At 39.1% G+C, this 22,031-nt stretch carries 18 protein-coding genes; 12 read left to right on the forward strand and 6 right to left on the reverse strand.

All coding sequences use genetic code 11. From position 1 onward, the window contains the following. Positions 1 to 24: 24 nt before the first annotated feature. From F0919_RS14475 to F0919_RS18470, 4 genes are all read right to left on the reverse strand, one after another. Positions 25 to 4,941, reverse strand: coding sequence for a pyocin knob domain-containing protein (locus F0919_RS14475; RefSeq protein WP_150033479.1), 4,917 nt, complete (start codon positions 4,939 to 4,941; stop codon positions 25 to 27). Positions 4,942 to 5,057: 116 nt separating this feature from the next. Next, the gene (locus tag F0919_RS14480) at positions 5,058 to 5,600 is read right to left on the reverse strand and encodes a glycoside hydrolase family 19 protein (RefSeq protein ID WP_150033480.1); all 543 of its coding nucleotides are present in this window, start codon (positions 5,598 to 5,600) and stop codon (positions 5,058 to 5,060) included. Next, positions 5,600 to 6,289: a DUF6808 domain-containing protein gene (locus F0919_RS14485; RefSeq protein ID WP_150033481.1), complete on the reverse strand. Its 690-nt coding sequence runs from the start codon at positions 6,287 to 6,289 to the stop codon at positions 5,600 to 5,602. Before F0919_RS14485 ends, F0919_RS14480 begins: the two co-directional genes overlap by 1 nt. Positions 6,290 to 6,498: 209 nt before the next feature. Then, the gene (locus F0919_RS18470) at positions 6,499 to 6,645 is read right to left on the reverse strand and encodes a hypothetical protein (protein ID WP_190277399.1); all 147 of its coding nucleotides are present in this window, start codon (positions 6,643 to 6,645) and stop codon (positions 6,499 to 6,501) included. Between the two features lie 111 nt (positions 6,646 to 6,756). On the opposite strand from F0919_RS18470, the gene F0919_RS14490 reads away from it, so the two are divergent. The 12 genes from F0919_RS14490 (at position 6,757) to F0919_RS14545 (ending at position 20,683) form a co-directional block, all read left to right on the forward strand. Continuing rightward, complete coding sequence (locus F0919_RS14490) at positions 6,757 to 7,035, forward strand: hypothetical protein (protein ID WP_150033482.1); 279 nt, start codon at positions 6,757 to 6,759, stop codon at positions 7,033 to 7,035. Further along, complete coding sequence (locus F0919_RS14495) at positions 7,032 to 7,727, forward strand: hypothetical protein (RefSeq protein WP_150033483.1); 696 nt, start codon at positions 7,032 to 7,034, stop codon at positions 7,725 to 7,727. Before F0919_RS14490 ends, F0919_RS14495 begins: the two co-directional genes overlap by 4 nt. 170 nt (positions 7,728 to 7,897) lie before the next feature. Then, complete coding sequence (locus F0919_RS14500) at positions 7,898 to 15,538, forward strand: SpvB/TcaC N-terminal domain-containing protein (RefSeq protein ID WP_150033484.1); 7,641 nt, start codon at positions 7,898 to 7,900, stop codon at positions 15,536 to 15,538. Between the two features lie 16 nt (positions 15,539 to 15,554). Then, positions 15,555 to 16,067: a hypothetical protein gene (locus F0919_RS14505; RefSeq protein ID WP_150033485.1), complete on the forward strand. Its 513-nt coding sequence runs from the start codon at positions 15,555 to 15,557 to the stop codon at positions 16,065 to 16,067. A 165-nt stretch (positions 16,068 to 16,232) separates the two neighbouring features. Further along, positions 16,233 to 16,577: a hypothetical protein gene (locus F0919_RS14510; protein ID WP_150033486.1), complete on the forward strand. Its 345-nt coding sequence runs from the start codon at positions 16,233 to 16,235 to the stop codon at positions 16,575 to 16,577. 14 nt (positions 16,578 to 16,591) lie between these two features. After that, a complete protein-coding gene (locus F0919_RS14515) occupies positions 16,592 to 16,858 on the forward strand; it encodes a hypothetical protein (RefSeq protein ID WP_150033487.1) in 267 nt (88 codons plus the stop codon). 511 nt (positions 16,859 to 17,369) lie between these two features. Continuing rightward, complete coding sequence (locus tag F0919_RS14520; protein WP_150033488.1) at positions 17,370 to 17,699, forward strand: hypothetical protein; 330 nt, start codon at positions 17,370 to 17,372, stop codon at positions 17,697 to 17,699. 176 nt (positions 17,700 to 17,875) lie between these two features. Then, entirely contained in the window at positions 17,876 to 18,427 is a 552-nt protein-coding gene (locus F0919_RS14525) for an REP-associated tyrosine transposase (protein WP_150033489.1), read from the forward strand. A gap of 123 nt (positions 18,428 to 18,550) precedes the next feature. After that, the gene (locus tag F0919_RS14530; RefSeq protein ID WP_150033490.1) at positions 18,551 to 19,045 is read left to right on the forward strand and encodes a hypothetical protein; all 495 of its coding nucleotides are present in this window, start codon (positions 18,551 to 18,553) and stop codon (positions 19,043 to 19,045) included. 175 nt (positions 19,046 to 19,220) lie between these two features. Further along, positions 19,221 to 19,574: a hypothetical protein gene (locus F0919_RS14535; protein WP_150033491.1), complete on the forward strand. Its 354-nt coding sequence runs from the start codon at positions 19,221 to 19,223 to the stop codon at positions 19,572 to 19,574. Positions 19,575 to 19,852: 278 nt separating this feature from the next. Further along, positions 19,853 to 20,293 (forward strand): hypothetical protein, encoded by a 441-nt coding sequence (locus F0919_RS14540; protein WP_150033492.1) that lies wholly within the window; start codon positions 19,853 to 19,855, stop codon positions 20,291 to 20,293. Between the two features lie 129 nt (positions 20,294 to 20,422). After that, positions 20,423 to 20,683 (forward strand): hypothetical protein, encoded by a 261-nt coding sequence (locus F0919_RS14545; protein WP_150033493.1) that lies wholly within the window; start codon positions 20,423 to 20,425, stop codon positions 20,681 to 20,683. Positions 20,684 to 20,747: 64 nt separating this feature from the next. Here F0919_RS14545 and F0919_RS18680 read toward each other — a convergent pair whose 3' ends face one another. Both F0919_RS18680 and F0919_RS14555 read right to left on the reverse strand, forming a co-directional pair. After that, the gene (locus tag F0919_RS18680) at positions 20,748 to 21,002 is read right to left on the reverse strand and encodes a hypothetical protein (RefSeq protein ID WP_235903514.1); all 255 of its coding nucleotides are present in this window, start codon (positions 21,000 to 21,002) and stop codon (positions 20,748 to 20,750) included. 636 nt (positions 21,003 to 21,638) lie between these two features. Further along, on the reverse strand, positions 21,639 to 21,836 hold the full coding sequence (locus F0919_RS14555) for a hypothetical protein (protein ID WP_150033494.1): 198 nt from the start codon (positions 21,834 to 21,836) through the stop codon (positions 21,639 to 21,641). Between the last annotated feature and the right edge of the window lie 195 nt (positions 21,837 to 22,031).

Consider the following 22,031-nt stretch of genomic DNA (forward strand, 5'->3'; position numbering starts at 1 on the left):
TAATTTTTATGTTTTTTTAGTTTTTTAAAACCCTGTTTTCCTTCCTGCTTTAATTACCATCCAGTAATAATCAGGATTACCACCAACAGTTGTCTGAATTGACATTACCTGAATCCATTGAGGTAATGTGATATCTCCTTTTACAGATGAGAGATAATCTGTGACGGTACCAATCTCTGTATTCATTGGCATATAAAGGCCATCCAGTATAATTCCTGCGTCGGTATCAGTTGAAAAGTTAGTGATATTAAGCACTCTGTTAGGGAATACTGAGGGATCTGGTAATGATAATGTGCAATCTGAATTAGCCTGATCAATTCTATATATAAATTCTACATTATCCTCAACGTTATTAGGATTTTGCACAATTAATTCCTGATAATTAGAAGCATAACCGCCATTAGAATAGATGCCCTTGCCACCGCCGATATTAGGATCATTTGCTGAAAGGTAATTGTATGTGGTAACAGTATTATCCACCCATTGTGATACAAGGCTTCCAATTGGCTGAGTCGATAAAACTCCGTCTGCATCGGCAACTACCATTCTCGTGCCGGAACCATTAAGGCTGTTCAATTGAAGGTTTCCTTTTACAAACAATCCATTTGAAGGAGCAGAATCTGAATAAGAATCGGATATAGTTAATCCTCCGGTCTTTAAGCTCTGTGCGGCACTACCTGCAGTATATAGGGCGATAAATGCTGTGCTCGAATCAAGTTTAATAGTAGAACCATCTAGCCAGGCAAAATGATCAGCCACAACTCGGCCGTCAATCCACATATTTCCTGATTGAGAAGATGCATTTTGATTTATAATGAAAGAGTTTGTGCTTGGAAAATCTGCTGAAGTCCAAATCTTATGCCAAGCCCCATAAGAACCATTAGATATTTCTCGCCAACCTAAGTATGGGTTGGGACTTGTTCCCATTGTGCTAATTATATCAGCGCCATAATTATTATTTGTGTCAACATGCCTCATGTGTAACAGCACTTCCCACTCATTAATTGCCGTTCCCGTTGCCTGAAAAGCATTATAAACCCCACTTGGTAAAGCCTGATTAAAATTTGAAACTTGATTTGTTTTCGTTGTATTTTCGCCCGACCAGATTTTTGACTTATCAGCTGTATAAATCGGGTCTGTTTCATCTGTCAAATAATTTGAGGTAAAGAACTCGTATGCTGTGTTACTTGCATTCCTTCTTAATAACTGACCTGCTGTACCCGTTAATCCTGTCATTGCAGAGGTGCCATTGCCGATTGTAACACCGGTTAATGCAGTAACACCAGTTCCTCCTTTATTAACAGCAATGGTTGTACCATTCCAGGTACCGGTTGAAATTGTACCTAATGTTGTAATAGATGTTTGACCGACATAAGTGGATGCTATATCTACAGTTGTTCCTGTTACTACTATACGATTTGTTGTCCCTGATATCGAAGTTAAAAAGTTGTTTGTAATTGACGAAAGATTACCTAATGAATCGGCCACAACTATACGAGTACCAGTCCCAATTAAATTTGGTATTCCGATAACACCTTGGTAATCTATGGTAAATATGTTAGTAGTATAATTTTGAAATACAAATGCTTTACCGCCTGTTAGTCCACCGGTGCCGGCAGCATTATAGGTTCTGAAAACCGCGGCCCCTGTACTATAACTATCTATTGTACCTCTAAATAATTGATAGGCTCCAACAGTAGTTGTACCAGATGTAAATGTAATAGTTGGTGCAGCAGTAGTAGTTGTACCTGAGTTTCCAAATTGTAAACTACCACCTGCTACCGAAAAATTAGCGAACACACCAGTTGTCGCTCCGGCATTTACATCTAACTTATAGGATGGAGATACGCCTATTCCCAATGAATTGGCTGCTTTTACATTTCCATTGTTAAGAATTTGCATTACAGGACTAACGCTATTAAGGATATAGAAATTCATGTCAGGGGCATTGGAAAAAGTGTTAGAAGTTCCCACTGTTATTGCTGCTCCGTGCGATGATGCCCCTGATGTTAACTCATCTCCTAATTTCAAAAATAATCCAACTTCTCTATTTCCCGGATTTGCACCCCCTGAAGATGTATGTCTTACAACTATACCTTCTGCGTATGGAACGGCACTAGTTATCCCGGTTACAATTTCCATTTTAGGTACAAGTGCAGGGAAAGCAATGGCGTCAGCGGCAAAGGGTGTAGGTTTTGTTATTCCTATGCCTAAACTACCAGCCATATAATTATCTGCACTGCCAGATAGATATAAGTTCCATTTATTGGTTCCTGATGATAAATTACTTACAATTCCACAATTATTGCTTCCTATAGTCAAGTCGTCTATATAAATACCATACTGATTATTAACTGTATTAGAGCCGCCTAATGTGCCTTGTGATAATCTTAGGTAATGAATACTTGCCGGGCTGGCTGACGCTGCTAAGGCCATATATATACGTTGCCCGTAAGCAATAGTCGTAACATCAGTCTGGACTTCATGTAAATTGTAAGTACCATAGGAAGTTGTTCCTCCCGTAATATTACCTCTATTATATAATTTTACAGTTGAAGTACCTGTACCGCCAATCGCAAACCAATTATCAATGCGACCTGTACCGGCAATTCTAAAATCGGCCGTTTGAGATGCAGTATTTTGATTCTGAATAAAATTTGTACTGCCATTAATAGTTGTATTAACCCAGCTCTGAGTTGCCATTACATCTATTGGAATATTGACAATACCAGTATAAGCAGATAAATCATTTTCTGTGGTAACTGACCACCCGGATTCCCAGGCAAGTGTGTTCCAATTACTATGAGAAAGTATCAGTTGTTCTACTGTAACTCTTAAATATGTTGACCAGGATGTAGATACATCTGCAATCATTATTGATAAATTACCAGATGCGTCAAATCCAACATTAATATTTTCAAATCCTGCCGGCATTGATGAACTCGCAATGATATAAGATTTTTTACCCGATGCGGAAATTATACCTGTACTTTGTAAGTAGAATGTTATTCTTATTTCTGCTAATCTTGCTAATGCATAACTCCAAATCTTAATTTTAAAATCCTGCATTAAATTGGCTGCTGAAAATGCGTGTTTAATTACAATACATCCTGTTGTTGCTGTTGCTGCTGTAATTAATTCAGCAACATTATTAATTATTTTAGTTGATTGAGAACTTTGTTTAATAAAACTGCCGGAATTAACCAACTTGAAATTACCCAAGTAATCTATAGAGGCAAATTTGGTGGTGTAATTTTGCACTTCTACTACATTGCCAACATTGAGTGTACTTGTACCTGCTGCATTTGCACCTCTTAATACTACTGCTGCACTTGTAAATGTATCAGACCCTTGGCCAAGTAATGCTAATCCATAAGCAGGATTTGTACCTGCAAATGTTCCTTTAATAATAGGATTAAAATCTGCAGTTCCTGAACTAGCATTTTGTATAGAAATTGAACCTCCGTTTTGAGAAAAATTTGCTATAGGTTGGGTATAGTTAATTGTCGCGATATTTATATCTAATGGATATAAGGGTGCAATTGTAGAACCTAATTTTATACCTATTCCCGTAGAATTCCATTTTAAAATCGAATTATTATAGTCAGTCCCTGCCCAACCATAGGTTAAAGTGTTAGGGCTTCCTGAATAAAACCCAATACCACCAAGCTTCGTTGTGCCATTGCTGTCATACAATAGCACGCCACGTGCATATCCGTTTGCAGATGAAGTATTGATGTTGTAAGTCGAATTAGTACCATCTATTTTCAAGGATGATCCATTAGTGCCGCCAGTTAATAAAATGCTATTTGTGATGGAATTACCTGCAGTTGTTACCTGTTGTAAAGTTGGTATGGACGTAAGAAATGATGGTGCATTTGAAATATTGTTCCAATGAACAGTTCCGCCAGCTCCTGATGTGTTTAGCTGTGTTTTGGTATATACATCACGTAATAAGCCTACTTCATTCCAGCTATCCCATCCACTTCCTCCGTTCCAATTATATAAGGAACGGATCCATTTTCTCGTCAGGTTCGAAGATGATTCCTGCATAGATACAGCTTCTTGCGTTACACTATATCCGAATGAAACACCATGGAACTTCTTTCTGACGGTTAACATCAACGGCAAGTCGGAGCTCTGCGGAGGATATCCTGCCGCAGTAATTGATGTCAGGTTTCCTACTATCATATAGTCTCCTGCAATCATCAGATCATTTGCTATTACTACTTTTGCAGGATCGTTTGTTTTTATCTCCAGTACACCATTTTTATAACTCCATGGATCTGAAGTGGTTTTACGATACCAAAAGCCGCCACTTCTATCTAAAGAGCCTGTTTCATTATCTGGATAAAAATATTGTACTGCAGATGAGCCACTATTGTAAACTACAAGCAGGCCACCCGTTGCTCCATTATTGTTGTTGCCAATGTGCGGATAATTAGTAACAGAGGTTAAGCCCGAACTTATAGTATAAATACCTGATGTCGTGATGGTATTAAAATTTGTAACTACAGTATCTCTCTTTACCAGAGCTTTATCTGTGGTTGCCACTTCATTTCCGCCGTAAGTCAACAAGCCTCCCAATGGCTGCAGGTTTAAAGCGGTATAACTATCTGTATCGCCGGACTGTATTGCGCCACCATCGGCGTTAGTATAAAATGCAGTAGTAACATTATTCCCGGCTGCACTTCTGAGATAGAAATGCGCATCTTCATAGCTTCCTTCATTCATGGAGATATTACGGTTCATATCTCTTACCTGTTGTAATGTCGGGACAGAAGATAATCCTATATTCAGCGGCACCCAATCCGGATTGCCGCCATATTGTGCATACACACCGATATAGCTGCTGTCCGATGAAGGCACGAAGCTGAGTGCTCTTACCGGCGTACCATTTGATGACAGGATATAGCCGGATAGTTGTGATTGATTAATCATAAATAAAAATATTTTAGTTTCCAGAAACTGGTTATGTAGTGTTACAGGTGGAGCAATTTTGTTATAATTCTTATCGATTCATGTTGATGAGTCTTATTAAATGATGACGCTACAGCTTATTGGCATAATAATTTCTGAGCGGCCTTACAATATTTTTCTCTTTCGGCAAGCCCGTTTATACCACCATTAATTCTTTTCGTTAGACCCGTAAAATCATTCTTGTCCACATATCTATTGAGACGGTTGCTGCTCCAAAACCAGGCAGCACTATAAACGGCATATTGTGGTGTTTCCAATAATTCAGGAGTGGTCAATAACCTTTCATCATTAAACAAAGCCAACGAACAGACGCTATAATTATTTTTTCCTGTAATCTGAATCAGGCCTCTGCCTTTATAGCGTTGTCCGTCTCCGTCAGCCTCAGGCGTATTGCCTAAAGCTTTAGCCTTACTTCCGGTGTCATATGCTTTGCCTGATGCTATCTCCTTTACATAACGGAAAGCACCGCTTTCATGCGCAATTTGTGCAATAAATGCTGCCTGATATTGTGGCGTATCAATACCAAAGTTTTCAAATGCCTGATTTAAAAAGGGTACGTACTCGCCAAGGGTTTTAGGGGCGGTGGGTACTATTGCCCTCAATATTTTTTCGTCTATCATCAGAATCTTATTAAGTTATAATTCAAACCGAAGCCAAATGAAGGGTGCCATTGGTTATTGACAGGATTAAAGCTATATCCGGCGTGTAATCCTATTCCAAACTTTTTAGGTTTAGGCTCGGCGATGGTATATCGTTTTATGTTGTCGATTTTTATTCTCGGATCATCCGAAAATATATCAAGGTAATATTGCTTAGATCCCAGGATCCAACTGCGTTTCCAGTACCTTACTGTATTAAGTGAGACATCATAATGAAGATTGAACTTATTGCTGTCAGGATAATAAGATAAGCTCAGCCATTTGTCATGATGTTCATACAGTTTATTGTCTGTGGATTGTTTCAGTGTAATGCTCTCTGCTGCGAGGCTTGCGTTTATTTTCGTTACCTGGTCCATTTGTTTTTCTGCGATGTTGATAGCTCTCTTCAGTGTATCAATATATGCTGATCCTATTGTCCCGCTTTTATCTTCATTAGAAGCAATCATTATTTCTTTTACAACCAAATGCTCGATGCTGTCGTGTATATATCTGGTAACAACCGGAGCATAATGTGTTGTTTGTTGTGCTGCTAATGCAGATATTTTTATGGCGTCTGCTTTGGTGCGTATAAATTGTTTCAGGTTGAGGAAAAGACTTACCCCTAATAAGACTGCAAAGAGTAATAGTAATATGCCTGTTCTGATTTTCATGTTTGAGGTATTGTCTTATGCAAAAGTCAAAAGATATTTTGCCTGCGTCAAATAGTTGTGCAATCCTTGCCCGGTTATTTCAAGAAGCATAGCCGTCTTTCTCTTTCTACTATAATTAAATCTGATTTTGCAGTCTTGTCATACAATCGAAAACATTGTATGCATCTCTTTTAGTTTTAATTCCGGAGCCCTGGAAATTAAGAATCTGATTAAGAATCGATAATACATTCAATAGTAATAGTGCTATAAATAAGCGGGCAAGGATTGCATACTTCTTTGAAGAAAGCAGAAAAGTGTTGCACTTTTGTCTTGTCAAAAAGAATACAAAACTCTTCTTCTTCCTGATTAGCATTCATATCATCTGATCACATAATATTATTGTGAAGCATTGATTGATCCGGTATTGCATGCTATATCGGATGAATTCCCCCGGATAAAAATTAACCTATAAATTAAAAACAGTGTTTATGAAACAAGTATTAACTCCGATAGTAGAAACTATCATAAGAATCACCAGCAAATCACCTAAGTATTTTCAGGCATTGCAGATTGTATTAGTGGCTATTGCAGCATTATTAGGCATTATACGCAAAACAGAAGATATGATACATTATCCCGCCTTTATTATACAATTAGCAGGAGAATCCGGCTTCTTATCCGTATTGGTAGGATTGTTTATATCTCTCCTTCCTACTAATAACACAAACGCCACTAAAGCTAAAGTGGATAGTATTTTAAACAAATGAACAAATTCGGCACCATAGAAATTGACACCACAATAACGCTTGCGCTGATAAGTTCAACCACAGCGGTTTTGTTAGTCCTTGTAAATTATTATAAGGACAAAAGAATGAAATTATTAGAACACAATTTAAATGAAGCAAAAAGCAATGAGCGCAAGGTAAAGATGGAAATAAGTGTATTGAACCGATTACTGAAAATATCCGTTCACTCAAGAATAAGCAATGCTGTCAACAAGCTGATACACAGCACGAACATAGATCGGTATATGATTTTTGTTGCTGTCAACGGTGTGACAGATTTTAACAAAGTAGCCATCATTTTTGAAAAATACAGAGATGACCACAAGAAAGAAATTGCAGACAGAGAAGAAGAAGCGCTGGCGTTATACAGATCCATACCCATTGATGATGTTTACAAAAGCATTCTTAAAGGCGCAGAACTATATAAACAAGTTTATCTGAATGTAGAAACGATGCAGCAATGCATGCTTAAGGACATCTACTTGTATGAAGGTGTTATGCAAGCTGCCATTTCATTTTTATTCAGAGAAAGAATGGATGACAATAATGATGTGGTTTGCTTTTGTTCGGCTGCTATTATAGGTGATAAGCAACTTACGGAAGCAGATAAAACCAAATTAAAGCTTACTATTTCAAGCGCCATCATTCCTGCAATTTTAGAATACATGCAATAGTTGTAAATCCTCTTTTTAAAGCCTTAACCTAAATATTTAAGCAAGGTCTACACACCTTTTTGTAATCGGCTTTTAAAGATTAGATTTTTGTGTTGTAAAGCATGTCCTTGCTTATCAACAATAATTTTTATTAAATTTTTTTAACTCCCACTTTTTTCAAATTACCTATTATGACTGGCAATAATAATTCTCCTTCCTCTTCCTCTCCTTTAGACCGTTACAGTGTGCAGCCACAGCAAAAGAAAGACGATAGTCCCTTTTACAAAAGTACGGCGCCAACGGTTAGCCTTCCCAAAGGCGGCGGTGCCTTGAAAGGCATCGATGAGAAGTTCTCGGTTAATGCTGTAAATGGTACGGCAGGCCTTGAAATTCCTCTCCCGCTCAGCCCGGGGCGCGGCGGCTTTACGCCCGCCCTGTCGCTTTCCTATAACAGCGGCAGCGGCAACAGCGAGTTTGGCCTTGGCTTCTCGCTGGGGCTGCCGGGCATTCAGCGCAAAACTGATAAGCGATTGCCGCGCTATAACGATACTTCAGAAAGTGATGTCTTCCTACTTGCAGGCGCCGAGGACCTCGTGCCTTTGCCCGATTACGGAGACATTTTTCCCGGTACTGAAACCATCGGCAGTTACATCATAAAAAGGTACAGGCCCAGGATAGAAGGATTATTCGCCAGGATAGAATACATTAAAAAAACAACAGGTGGAAGCGGCGGCTGGTGGCGGGTTACGACCAAGGACAATATCACTACTTACTATGGTCTCACCGCCGAAGGCCGCATCGCTGACCCCACAGATGCTTGCCGCATTTTCAAATGGTTGCCGCAACTTACAGTTGACCATAAGGGCAATGTACAGCAGTATGTTTATAAAGTTGATACAAACGACAATGGTGTTACCATTCCATCTGCTGTCAATGAAAAAAACAGAAGGAATGGTAATGCAAAATATACCAACACTTACCTGAAGCAGGTATTGTACTGTAATCAAAAACCTTACTTCATTGATGATGTAATGGATAGTTCAGATGATTATAAGCTTGAATCGGATATCTACATGCCAGAGTTGAGCCGCATGATTACGGAAAATGGAGAAGAGCGCATCATCACCCTGGCTGAAGATCTGACCTTCCTTATGGAAGCAGTATTGGATTATGGCGACCATAGCAACCCTTATAACCCCATGCCGAACCAAAGCTGGCCGAGCCGTAGAGATGCCTTCTCTGATTTCCATGCGGGCTTTGAGATACGCACCTATCGCAAATGCAGACGGGTACTGATGTTTCACCATTTTCAGGAATTGGATGGTTACGATCTTATACGCGCGTTGGAATTGACTTATAAAGACGATGAGAATGACGATCCTTTTTCAGAAGCAGATTTAATTACAGCGGCTACACAACGAGGCTATACCTATGATACCATTCATGGTTGGCAAAACAAAACATTGCCGGCTATGACATTCGATTATCAGCCTTTGAAGTGGAACACAGATATTGAGGCTATAGATAAGGATGATTTTCGCAATGCACCGCAAGGCCTTACCGGACCGTATCAATGGGTGGATTTTGAAGGTGAAGGCATTAGTGGTATACTTACAGAACAGGGCGGCGGCTGGTTTTATAAAAATAACCTCGGCCATGGCTGTTTTGATACTGCAAAAAGCATCACTTCTAAACCTGATTTTACAGGTTTAGGTGGCGGCGGTTTGCAATGGCAGGATCTGGACGCAGACGGCAGGAGACAGGTAGTGTCGGAAGCGCCCGTCAAAGGTTTTTGGGAATTGGATGATGATCAGAACTGGAAACCCTTTCAAACCTTTGCAAAAAACCTGAACATTGACTGGAATAGTCCTTTCACAAAGATGCTGGACTTGAATGGCGATGGTAAAAGTGATATAATAATAACCGAAGACCGTGCCTGGACCTGGTATGAAAATCTGGGTAAAGACGGCTTTGATACAGGTGGTAATTCGCCTGTATTCAATGATGAAGAAAAGGGACCGGTATTGCTTTTGCGTGACGCCGTGCAAAGCATTTTCCTTGCTGATATAAACGGCGACGGCATGACGGATCTTGTGCGCATCAAAAACGGGGAAGTATGTTATTGGCCGAATATGGGCTATGGTAAATTCGGAGCTAAAGTGACGATGGCCAATGCGCCTGTTTTTCAATCGCCTGATATCTACAATCCTTTATACCTCAGTCTTGCAGATATTACAGGTACTGGCGCTGCCGATTTAATCTATGTAGGCGAAAACAAATGTACAGCATGGGTCAATCTTTCAGGAAATGCATGGAGCGAACCCACTGACATTAATCCATTGCCGGGTACTGACAATATGAGTAAAATTGCTGTGCTTGATTTCCTGGGAAATGGTACCGGATGTATTGTGTGGAGCAGCCCCTTGCCTCAACATGCGACAGCCCCTTTGCAATATATAGACCTGATGAAAGGCAAAAAGCCCTACCTCATGAAAAGTTATCATAGTGGCATGGGTAAATCCGTTTCCGTTACTTACAAAAGCTCCACGAAATTTTATCTCGATGATAAGCATAAAGGGATTTCCTGGGCTACCAGGTTACCATTTCCGATGCAATGCATTGAATGCATAACGACGACGGATAGTGTAAGCGGTGCCAGCTATACGCAAAGTTATCGCTATCGCCATGGCTATTATGACCATGAGGAACGCGAGTTCCGTGGTTTTGGTTATGTGGAAACAAAAGACATAGAAACGGCCGTTTATTCCGAAACAGAAAACCTGGATCAGAAACCTGTTCTTACAAAGACCTGGAACCATACAGGCGCATGGCTCAGGGAAGAATCTTTGCTGCAAAAATACCAACAGGAATATTTTCAGTTAGAAGACTGGGATAATACTGTCCCTGTAGCAATATTGCCTGATGCAGCGGACTTAAATGCACAGGAATGGCGTGAAGCGCATCGTGCACTTAAAGGCTCTCCGTTGCGTCAGGAAGTTTATGCACTGGATGGTGATACAGAAAAGCAAAGCATTCCTTATTCGGTTACCGCAACTACTTATAAAGTAAAACTGATACAGCCGCAAGGCGACAACCGGTATGCCTCTTTTATCAACCTGCAGGAACAAAGCATTGCTTTCAGTTGTGAAAGAGATATGGAAGATGCAAGGGTAGCGCATCAGCTCACTTTGGACACAGATGAATACGGCAATGTAAAGAAAAGTGCATCTATAGCCTATCCCCGGAAAGATCCACCGGCTATTTCAGGTTCTTATACGCAAAAGGTAAAAGACGAACAGGAAAAAATGCACATTTCCTATTCTGAAAATTTCTTCACCAACGATATCGTTACAGAGGACAATCATTACAGGTTACGTGTGGGTTGCGAAGCTAAGGCCTATGAAGTATTTATTGCTACGGACGATGAACACTATCCTTCCGGTTTATGGACTGCAACATCTTTGCTTGATTATCTGGAACCACTCCTGCCCGACCCTGACGATCCCGGGGAATTAATTCCTACCCCAATTCCTGAAATTGGTTTCTCCGATAATCCATCCGGAGATCCGGAGAAAAAGTTATTGAGCCATAGCAAGGTTTTGTTTAAAGATAACGATGCTGCTGATACACTGGATTTCGGTCAGATAGAAAGCCTTGCTATACCAAGAAAACAGTTCCAGCTTGTTTTTGCAGGCAAACTGCTGGGCTATTGTTATGATGGTCTGGTAGATGCGGAAATGATGGCTGAAGGAGGTTATAAAGAAACATACGTATTTACCGATGCTTCAACAGGAAACCCGGTAACAGGTTTTATAGAATATGAAGAACAATATTGGTTACCGTCAGGAACAGCAGCTTATACAAATCCTGTTACCAAATTTTATACGCCGGAGCATTTTTATGATCCCTGGGGAAATGAAACCCGTATCTATTTCTGGGATTCTCCGCCTTCTTCCAACCTTGATTATATAAACTATTGGTTGCTGCCAAAAGCTACCGAAGATGCTAAATACAATACGGCCACTATCGAAAGCTACGACTGGCGTACGCTTCAACCCTTGCGCATGAGGGATGCCAATAATAATATCAGTGAAATTCTTTACGATGCATTGGGCATGCCTGTCGCTATGGCTTTTAAGGGCAAGGACGAAGGCACCGAAGGTGACACCCTCGATGACTTAGATCTCTACAATGGTGATGATGCAGTGGCACAAAGCGGATTTTTCAATAATGATCCCGAATTGTATGCAGGCCAATTACTTAAAGGCGCTACCTGGCGTTGTGTGTATGATTTTAGCAGCGTGCCTGCAGCGGTAGGTATGATAGCGAGACAGCAGCACGTTTATCTGCCGGACGGCTATCCAGAAGAAAAAGATCCGCCTCCACACCTCATTCGCATTTCCTATTCCGATGGAATGGGAAGGGTACTGATGCACAAAGCACAATGCGAGCCGACAGTCATTCCGGGTGAAGGAGGAGGCGCTTCTATTACTGCAAACTGGATAGGTAGCGGACGTACTATCTACAACAATAAGGGCAATGCCGTAATGCAATTTGAACCTTATTTCAGCGATACATATCATTGTGAAGCTGCCGAACTGGCCACAAACGTAGGCGTCAGCCCAAGGCTATATTATGATGCATTGGGAAGAAATTACAGGACCGATTTGCCCGATGGTTCTTTTACCAAAACAGAATGGACGGCTTGGGAACAAATCGTTTGGGACAATAATGATACCGTGCTTGAAAGCGATTGGTATGCAGCAATCATAGCACTGATTGTGCCACCCGCAACCGGCCCTGCCGGAGAAACGATGGCAGAAGAAGCTATAAGGCTGGCTGCAAGAGCAGATACGTTGGCAAAAAAAGATGCGGCAGCAAAAGCAGCAGCCCATGCCAACACGCCCACCGTAATGCATACCGATACTTTGGCAAGACCTTTTTATACGATACAGATTCTGGAAGCAGGGCCAACAGTGGCCGAGCCGGTCAAAGCCATCGTAAGCTATGTAACCTTAGATGTTTTGGGCAACCGTATTTCCATAAGAGATGGTAATGATAATGAACCTTTACAATACCGCTACAATATGCTGAAGCAGCCCTGCTATCAGCACAGTATAGATAGTGGAGATGCCTACACGCTTACGGATGCCGCAGGCCAGCCCTTGTATCATTGGGATGCCGACGGCAGGGAATTCTTTGTTGATTATGATGTGCTCAGAAGGCCGGAGCAGAAAAGGGTTAGAATAGACGGGCTGAGCAAAACACTGGAATTGATGGTGTACGGAGATAATAACGATCTTACTTTCTACGGAGATCATGAAACGGTTGATTTCGATCCGCAGGAATTGAATCTCAGGGGGCAACTGTATGATCATTATGATGGTTCCGGCAGGCAATGGGTGCCACAGGGTTATGACTTCAAAGGTAATCCTGTCATTGCTTCCCAGCGTTTGCTGCAAGAACAGTCTGTTACAGATGTGGATTGGAGCGATGCATACGATGTGTTAAAAGCAAGTACTTTTAAAGACGATTGGAGCGGTTTCCAGGACATGTTGGAAACGGGTGAAGCTGCATGGTCTTCGCACGCTGTTATGGATGCGCTGAACCGGCCCATAACCATGACCGATCCCGGCGAGAATATTACCCGCCACACTTATGATAAGGCGGGAGCATTGAAACAAGTATTCCTTGCGCCTAATAACGACAGTGAGACAGTGTATGTTAAGGATATACATTACGATGCCAAAGGCCAGCGCAAAAGCATCTGGTATGGCAATCATACCAAGACCCGTTATACATACGACCCGCAAACATACAGGCTGAAAAGATTGCTGACCACCCGAAGAGAAAGTGATAACTCGCATACAACCTTGCAGGATTTGAATTACTACTATGACCCTGTTGGTAATATCACAACCATTAATGATGCGGTGCAGCCCACCTTGTTTTATAACAACAGCATGATAGAGGCAGCGCAATCTTTTACCTACGATGCCCTGTACCGCCTGGTGGAAGCCACCGGTAGGGAACTCGTAAACGATGCGTTTTCAGGGCCGGAAGATAACTTTTGCGATGAAGGCTATACCGGAACTGATCTGGGCAACGATGCGGTACGAAACTATACGCAACATTACGAATACGATGCAGTAGGCAATATTCTGAGTCTGCAACACTCCGCAGGACCTGGGAGCTATACACGTGAATATGATTACAATTCCGGCACCAACAGGCTGCAAAGCACCACTATCGGCATTGAAACATACAATTATAACCAGTATGATGCAAGAGGCAATATGAAGGATATGCCCCATCTGGATACGATGTTATGGAACAGCAACAATGAATTAAATAAAGTAGAACGTAGTACAATAACAGCTTACTACCAATACAGCGGCGGACAGCGTGTACGCAAGTTTGTAGACAAGGGAGGAGGCATCAAAGAAGAAAGAATTTACTTGGGTAATTTTGAAATATACCGTAAGTTTGACTCCGGAAGTTCTTTGAATGATATTGTGCTGGAACGCACTACAGTGCATATTAGCGACGATACAGGCCACATTGCCATGCTTGAACTGCGTAATACCGATTATGATGCTGATGACTGTGAAGATGTATTGATACGTTACGTCTACTCCAACCATTTGCAAAGCGCAACGCTGGAGCTGGATGGCGAGGGTGAGATTATTACTTACGAAGAATACCATCCTTACGGTACCTCTGCTTATAAGGCCAAGAATGATAATATCAATGCGCTTGCCAAACGTTACCGTTATACAGGTAAGGAGCGGGATGAAGAGTCTGGATTATACTATCATGGCGCGAGATATTATATACCTTGGTTGTGCAGGTGGACAAGCGTGGATCCGTTGGAGAGTAAGTATGCAGGAATGAGTCCGTATAATTATTCGTTCAATAATCCTGTGGTTTGGAATGATCTGAGTGGGGCTGATCCAAATGATCCAAAAGGAAATTCTTTCGATAGTACAGGACAAAATAAGAAGATTGATGTATCTGGACCTGCAAGTCATGTAATGGAAGATGGATCTATTGTTATTGACCAGATGGATAGGTCGATGAAAACAGTGGTTAGTAAAAAAGGTGGGATTACTGTAACTCAAGATGTGTCAACAGCAGCACCAATTTCGCCACCTTCACCAACAGCAGATGAAATACTGAATGATGCTTATTCTACTTTTATAAAGAAGATGCAAGCAGAAGATTATGCTGGCGCAATTAACGTGATTATAGATAAATATAACCTGAATGGCATCGTAAACAAAAATTTAATGTCAATTCTATTCGTTGATAACATGGGCGTACATCAATATCTTGAGACTGATGGAATTGGAGAGGGTAAAGGAATAAGCCAATCAACACAAATATCAAAAGGTGATCTTTTTGAAGCAGGTAAATCTAAAGATTATTTTAAAATGCTTGTTGTAGCGATAACACATGAATATATACATGGACGTCAAAAAGCTATAATGGGTATGTCAGACCATATTGAACGAGAGTTTCTTGCGAATCAATTTAGTACATTTCCAAACAATAGTATTTTAGCAAGAGAAGGGACAATTAATTTTACTGTGGAATTCCCGACAATAAGTGCTGGAATGAAATTTACATGGGCTGCGAATGCAATCAATTATTACTCCCAACTCCCTCCTGATTTACAACAGAAATATAAGAATGATGCGATTCAACTTTTGGATGCTGGATTAAAGGCATATAAGGAGACTAAAGTGTTTGCTGGTATGGAGGCAAAAAGTGAGAAGTTATATAAATATTTAATTGATTTTAAAAATAGCATTCAGAAAGAAACCCATTAAAAACAAATTTATAATTATGAAAAGAATAGGAATATTATTTTTTGCTTACCTACTATTTATTCCAATATGCAAATCTCAAGAATTAGATCTATGCGTTAATATTGAACTCTCAAGTAACAAAGAATCTTTGGTTTTAGAAACGTCTGAAAGTCTCAATGTTTATTTTACTATAACTAATTGTTCGTTGAAAGAACTATTAATTGACACAACAGAATTGCCAAACTATGAAATTTTTAGTCATTCAGACATTAATTTTACAATTACATATTACAACAAGAAAACGCATAATTGGGAAATGTATCCTTATACATTGAAAGATATTGGATTGTTAACGGATATTTCAAAGAATACCGTTAAGAAGTTAAAGAAAGGGCAATCTTATACCTTTAGGTATAATTTTCTTGACTTTTATGGATTAAAAGACAGGGGAGAATATCGAATTTATGCTTATTACAAAAAAGCACTACTCGCTAATAAAGGTTACTATGTTAAAGACTCTAATAATTATTTAAAATTATCAATTAAGTAAGTAACTTATATTTAATATCCAATCTTGTCGTAGCATCTCACTACAACCAATTTTGCCCCGCAGCGTCTCCATAAGGGGACGCTGCGAACGTTTACAGAAAGCGTTAGATTTGTGGTAGAAGTTCAATATAAATAAGATACTTGTGTACATTACGGTATACATAAGATGCTTGTTTGTCCTGAGTCACAGACGTCAGGACAGCAGCGGATTGAAGACTACGGAAAACAGGGTGTTAATATTGTTGGAAGACCATTGGAGGTAGTAGGAAGTGCTGCCAAAGGAACAAGAAAGGGGGTTGGATTAGACATTCCTATACAAAAATGCATTAAAAGTGATATTGACTATTTAGCCCACCCTAATGCGATTCCATACTTTGAAGGAATAAATTTTCCTGGTATAGACAAAGGAGGGATAATTCCAGGTTTAAGCAATCCATATTTAGGCCCGAGTGTAAGATTTGAACCTTTTTCATTACCTACTTTTCACCCATTTATACCATTTGGAAGTTAAAAAATTATAGAACTATGACACGATATTGGTTTGAATTCGATTTTAATACTTATGAAAAAAAAATACCACCTGGTCTGTGCTATGGCTGTGGAATAACCGCACGTGATTATAATCATGCGATTTCCTTACTAAAGGATAAAATATTTTTAGATAAAAATATGCCGCCTATATCGAAATGTATTGAAAATGTAGATATAAATACATTGGATGAAAGCAAAGTAATTCCCAATATGACACCTCCTATATATATGGGAATATGGTTTCCAATGAGATATCAATAATTTCACGCTAACAGCCTCTTTCGTGTGTCGCAAGTATGCGACTAAGCAAAGCAGCACTCGTATTTATGCAGCTAAACAGCAAAAAAACAACCGTTCCTTCTTGGTTCGGTTGTTTTTCTTTTCTACCCCGCAGCGTCTCCCATAAGGGGACGCTGCGAACGTTTGCAGAAAGCATTAGATTTGTGGTAGAAGTTCAATATAAATAAGATACCTGTGTATATTATATTTGTTTACGGTATACATAAGATGCTTGTTTGTTCTAAGTCACAGACGTCAGGACAGCAGTGGGTTTGAACACTACAGATAACAGGGGTCAATTTCTCGCTTAACAAAAGATGGATCTGGAGTGGCGACAGACTTAGAAACGCTGAGGAAAATCAGAGATTATCGATTCATTATTGATAGCAAAGATCCAGCGATTATTAACGCAGTGAAATATCAATTAATTAATCTTTCTAAAGCTTATCCCAATATAAGATTTAGTGCTTATTTCGGGAATTAATTCAAAAATATGTCAGTACATTTAATGTTAACAAAAACACATAATGGGGAAGAAATAAATGTGCCCATCGCAACAGAATCTTTTTTTTCAAGGGTATGGAGACCCTTAGCGGAAAAACATTCTTTGTTTTACGTAGTTGAAATGCAATCTGGATACGATATTGAACAAAAAGAGTTAATTAAAATTACAGAAGAGTTAAAAGTCATGCAAACCCATGTTATGCCCTCTCATGAACTTACTAATAATGAAAAGGAGTTTTTAAGTGAAAGAATTGCGCATGTCTTGAATAGATTGGAAAAAGAAACACAATATTCTGATGTAAAAGGTTGGGTTGCCTAGGATTTCGGTAACTCCCCGCTATCCTTAGTGTTTGTATTCCTTGCTGTCCTTATGTCTGTGACTAAGAACAAACAAACAACGCTCCCGCCTTAGCGGGACAAAACAAAACTAACAGCCGGACTTTGTAATTAAAGTCCGGCTGTTTTTTATCTTTATTTGGAAAACAAAAAATAAGAATGAGTGAAGGCGGATATAAAATAAGAAACGAGGCAGGTATTCATTTTGTAACTTTTGCCGTAGTTGAATGGGTAGATGTGTTTACCAGGAAGGAATATCGTGATATTGTTTTGGATAGCATCAGATATTGCCAAAAAGAAAAAGGATTATTACTTCATGGTTGGTGCCTGATGAGTAACCATATTCATTTGATTATATCAGCAATCGGACAGAATAGCAGTGATATACTCCGTGATTTAAAGAAATTTACAAGTAAACAGATCATACAAGCTATTATCAACAATCCACAGGAAAGCCGGAAGGAATGGATGTTACAAATATTTGAAAAGACAGGTGCAGAAAACAGCAGGAATACAAAATATCAATTCTGGCGTCAGGATAACCAACCGAAAGAAATATTCAGTGAATTGTTTTGGATTCAGAAACTGGAATATATTCATAAAAATCCGGTAACCGCAGGCATCGTTGACAATGCCGACGATTATTTGTATAGCAGTGCGAGAGATTATTATGGCACAGGGAAGGGTTTATTGGATATTGTGATATTGTAACATTGATTGTCCCGCTAAGGCGGGAGCATTGTTTGTCCTGAGTCGCAGACGTCAGGACAGCAGCAGGTTTGAACACTACAGACAGCAGGGAACTATTAATCAAATAATATTAAGGAGAAAATCATGACAAAGCTAATATATCAAGAAAACCTTGAGGAGATACATACTTTCGAATCTTATTTCGGAAAAACAATATTGAGCAACAAATGCTTGATAATGCCGTATGTCAATTTAGGTATTTCGGATCATGAATTAAATCCAAGCAGCAAGATGAAATATATAGATTATTGCTATGTAATTGCTTTGGACTTTTTATTCTTGAAGAAAAATAGTGATATACTTTTGAATAATCTAAATCAGGAATATGATAGTACAAAGTCTATTTATTTAGGAGGCAATGATCTGATCGGTGATCAAGGAATCTTTGATATTGAATTTCAATCAAAAAAATCCTTTACCCAAGTCGTCGAGGGATACCAATTAAGTTCTGAGCAGTGGTTACCTGTGCAAACTCCAAATTTTAAAGCTAATATGAATCCTGAGAGGATTGAATCATTTGTTCAAAACAAGCATCTTCCAAACAATATAGATGAGATAATAAATACTTTAACAACCTAACTAAGTGTTAAAGTAAGTAAATAAACAACCGTTCCTTCATTGGTTCGGTTGTTTTTCTATGAACCATATTGTTTCAACATGGAGTCCAGTTCTCACAAGTAAACTATGCTACAAGATCATGCTGCATATTTGCGCGAACTGAGGGCACTAGCTGAATAAACAAAAAAATGCAGAAATGAAACATATACAATTTGATGACACTATCATTGGAGAACCAAGTTTGTCTTTTAGTGTAGATAAGGACAACTTTGTTAATCTCTGGATTGGAACATTTAATTCATTAATGAAATATGCCAAACCTAATAAGGATGGATATTGGGATGAGCTTTCTCTTCATTATCAGATGCATGATGGATTCTATGAAGAACCCAATTGGAAGGTGCCTTCGACCGAATCTTATTTGAATTGTATAGCAGATATTGTTGTTCCAGGAAGCGATATGCAAACAATGCAAACAAAGGAAAACATAATCAGGCTTTTTGAATATGCACTAACTGAAAAATTGATTGTAGCAATAGACTATAATTAGTCGCGATAGTGGGTAGTGTTACATCAGTGTTGTTTTATAGAACTACTTGTTTAACATACTCATAATCAATTTCTATGATTTTTCCTCACAAACTAAAGACAAACAACCGTTGCATTAATGTGGCGGTTGTTTGTCTTTCTCAAAATGGAGTTTCAAGATTCAAAAGTAGTATCAATAGTTTAGCCTTAAATTAATTGAGAACTTGATACTCCGAAATGCGAAAGGAGATAAGTTAAAATGAAGGAAAAATGCTTACTTAGCATTAGAAATTAAATAGTTTGATTAAATCACTTAATAGGAGCCTTGTTGCGAAAACATTTATTTGCTCTTTGATTTTTCTTTCGGCTTGTTCAGATAATAGCAGGAAGAAGGAGTTGGAAAATGCTGTAAATATGATCCACATTCATTTAGATCAGCAAATTACAACTGCCAACGAATTGGCTGACTTTTATCATAAGGATCCATCGGCTTACAAAAGAACGTTTAAAGACAGCAACATTTTTATAATGGGTTACATTAATAGAATTGATACAGATTATAAAGATTTACTTCTTGAAAATATCCAAGGTCTTGACATAGTATGTCGTTTGAAAGATTCTACAGCATTATCTTTTTTAAAAAGATCAGACAGAGTTTTATTCAAAGGGACTTGTATGCCGACAAGAGGATATGGTTTAATTCTTATCGAGGAATGCGAATTAGCTCAATTAGTGAAATGAACAATGGAAGTTTCTTCTCAAAATGGAGCTTTAAAATTCTATGTTGTCCTGAGCCGCAGACATAGTACAACAGCAGATTAAAGACTACGAAGAGCGAGGAAATGATTTAAATTTCAAAAAGTAATCAGTATGGAAAATCAAAAAACGATAATACTTGGAACTGAATATGATGAGCAACTGATAAATGATCTTAATCGCTTGTTGATAAATGAAGGAGCAGCTTTTACTAATGGGATTGAAGGAGTTGCAGGCTCCCAAGATTATAAATCTTACGATATACGGTTTAAAAACTCAATTATTAAAGTTGAAATAGAAACCTATATTGGCTTATTAATCACAGGTGATGAATCAATAGTAGATTACATAAGCGCAACTTTTAAAAACAGGTAAAACAAAACAACCGCTTCATTGATTTGAAGCGGTTGTTTTGTTTATTTTCCCTACCGGCCAAACTTTATTTATTAATCAACCGCTCCAACCGCTCCATCATTTCATCCTTTTCCTTTAGCATCCTTTCAAATAATGAAATCTTCTCGTCATGAAGTTTTTTTATTTCTTCGATTGGATTGTTATTGAACACCTCAATTTTATTATTGAACATCGCGTTATCAGAAAAATTACAAGAAATTAAATTCACCGCCTGTTCTTCATCAAAATTCTGAAAAGCTTCCACAGGTATTTTAAGTACCGCAGCTATTTGTTGCAGCAACAGCAAATCAATCGTTTCTTTCTGCTCCAGCAGCGAAATCTTTTTCTGGTTTCAGTCATCGCCCAGGTCAGATGCCAGGGCGTCTTGCTTAATGCCCATCATTTCCCTGAAGCGTTTCACATTGCGGCCTTCGTGTATTTTTTTATCCATGTACTTCTGTATTTTCAAAACTCAAATGTAAGTTTTTCCCTGCATAAAATTGTTCACGGAAAGACAACGATATTGTTTAAGATGGTAACTGGCCCGACCGTCGGAGGGGTCAGATGGCTCCAATCTGTATCCAAATAGCTGTCTGAGGGGTCAGATGACTCCAATCCGTATCCAAATAGCTGTCGGAGAGATTAGCTTAGTCTCCGTTACTTTCCAAACGGTTATCGCAAAGGTTGTCTCTATCCGGAGGCAAAAGATCTCACCGGTGCCGATAAAAGTTCTGTAAATGCTGTTCCTTTGGTCAGATAAGGATAGAAAAAGCCAATCTCCTTTCAAAGATTGGCTTTGGTTTTTTAAAAACTGCTTTGCGCCGGCATTTTTTGCAGTTGCCCTGACTTTCTTAATGCTTTTTGCGGATGCTTTAATATCTGTGCATCGTTTCTTTTATCAGGCCGGGCAATGCTTTTACCCATAGGCGCGCCGTTTTTAATGAAGGGCGCTGTATATTTCGGTGGTGCGTATGTTTTTTATATTCATCCAGGTGCGGTAGCTTATGAAAATGCCATGCTTCGGAAATTCATAACGCAGAATATAAGTATCGGGTATATCCGGTTGCTTTACTTGATTGTAAACGGCTACAATGTAGCCAACGTTTTTCAGGTAATTACGACGATTGTAAGCCATAATAAAATTAAAATTAGATAGGGTTATAAAAATTCAAACATTTGTATTCTGCAAATCCGGCCTGATGCCGCGCCTCGTCTGCCATACATCCGGAATATTGTGCAGCGGCCAATCAGTTTATTTTTCGATTTAAAAGGAATAATGCGCATTTTATTCCGAATATTTCGTACTTTTATTGCCGAATACAAAAATAAT

The sequence above is a fragment of the Taibaiella lutea genome, assembly GCF_008629695.1.
GTDB lineage: Bacteria > Bacteroidota > Bacteroidia > Chitinophagales > Chitinophagaceae > Taibaiella > Taibaiella lutea.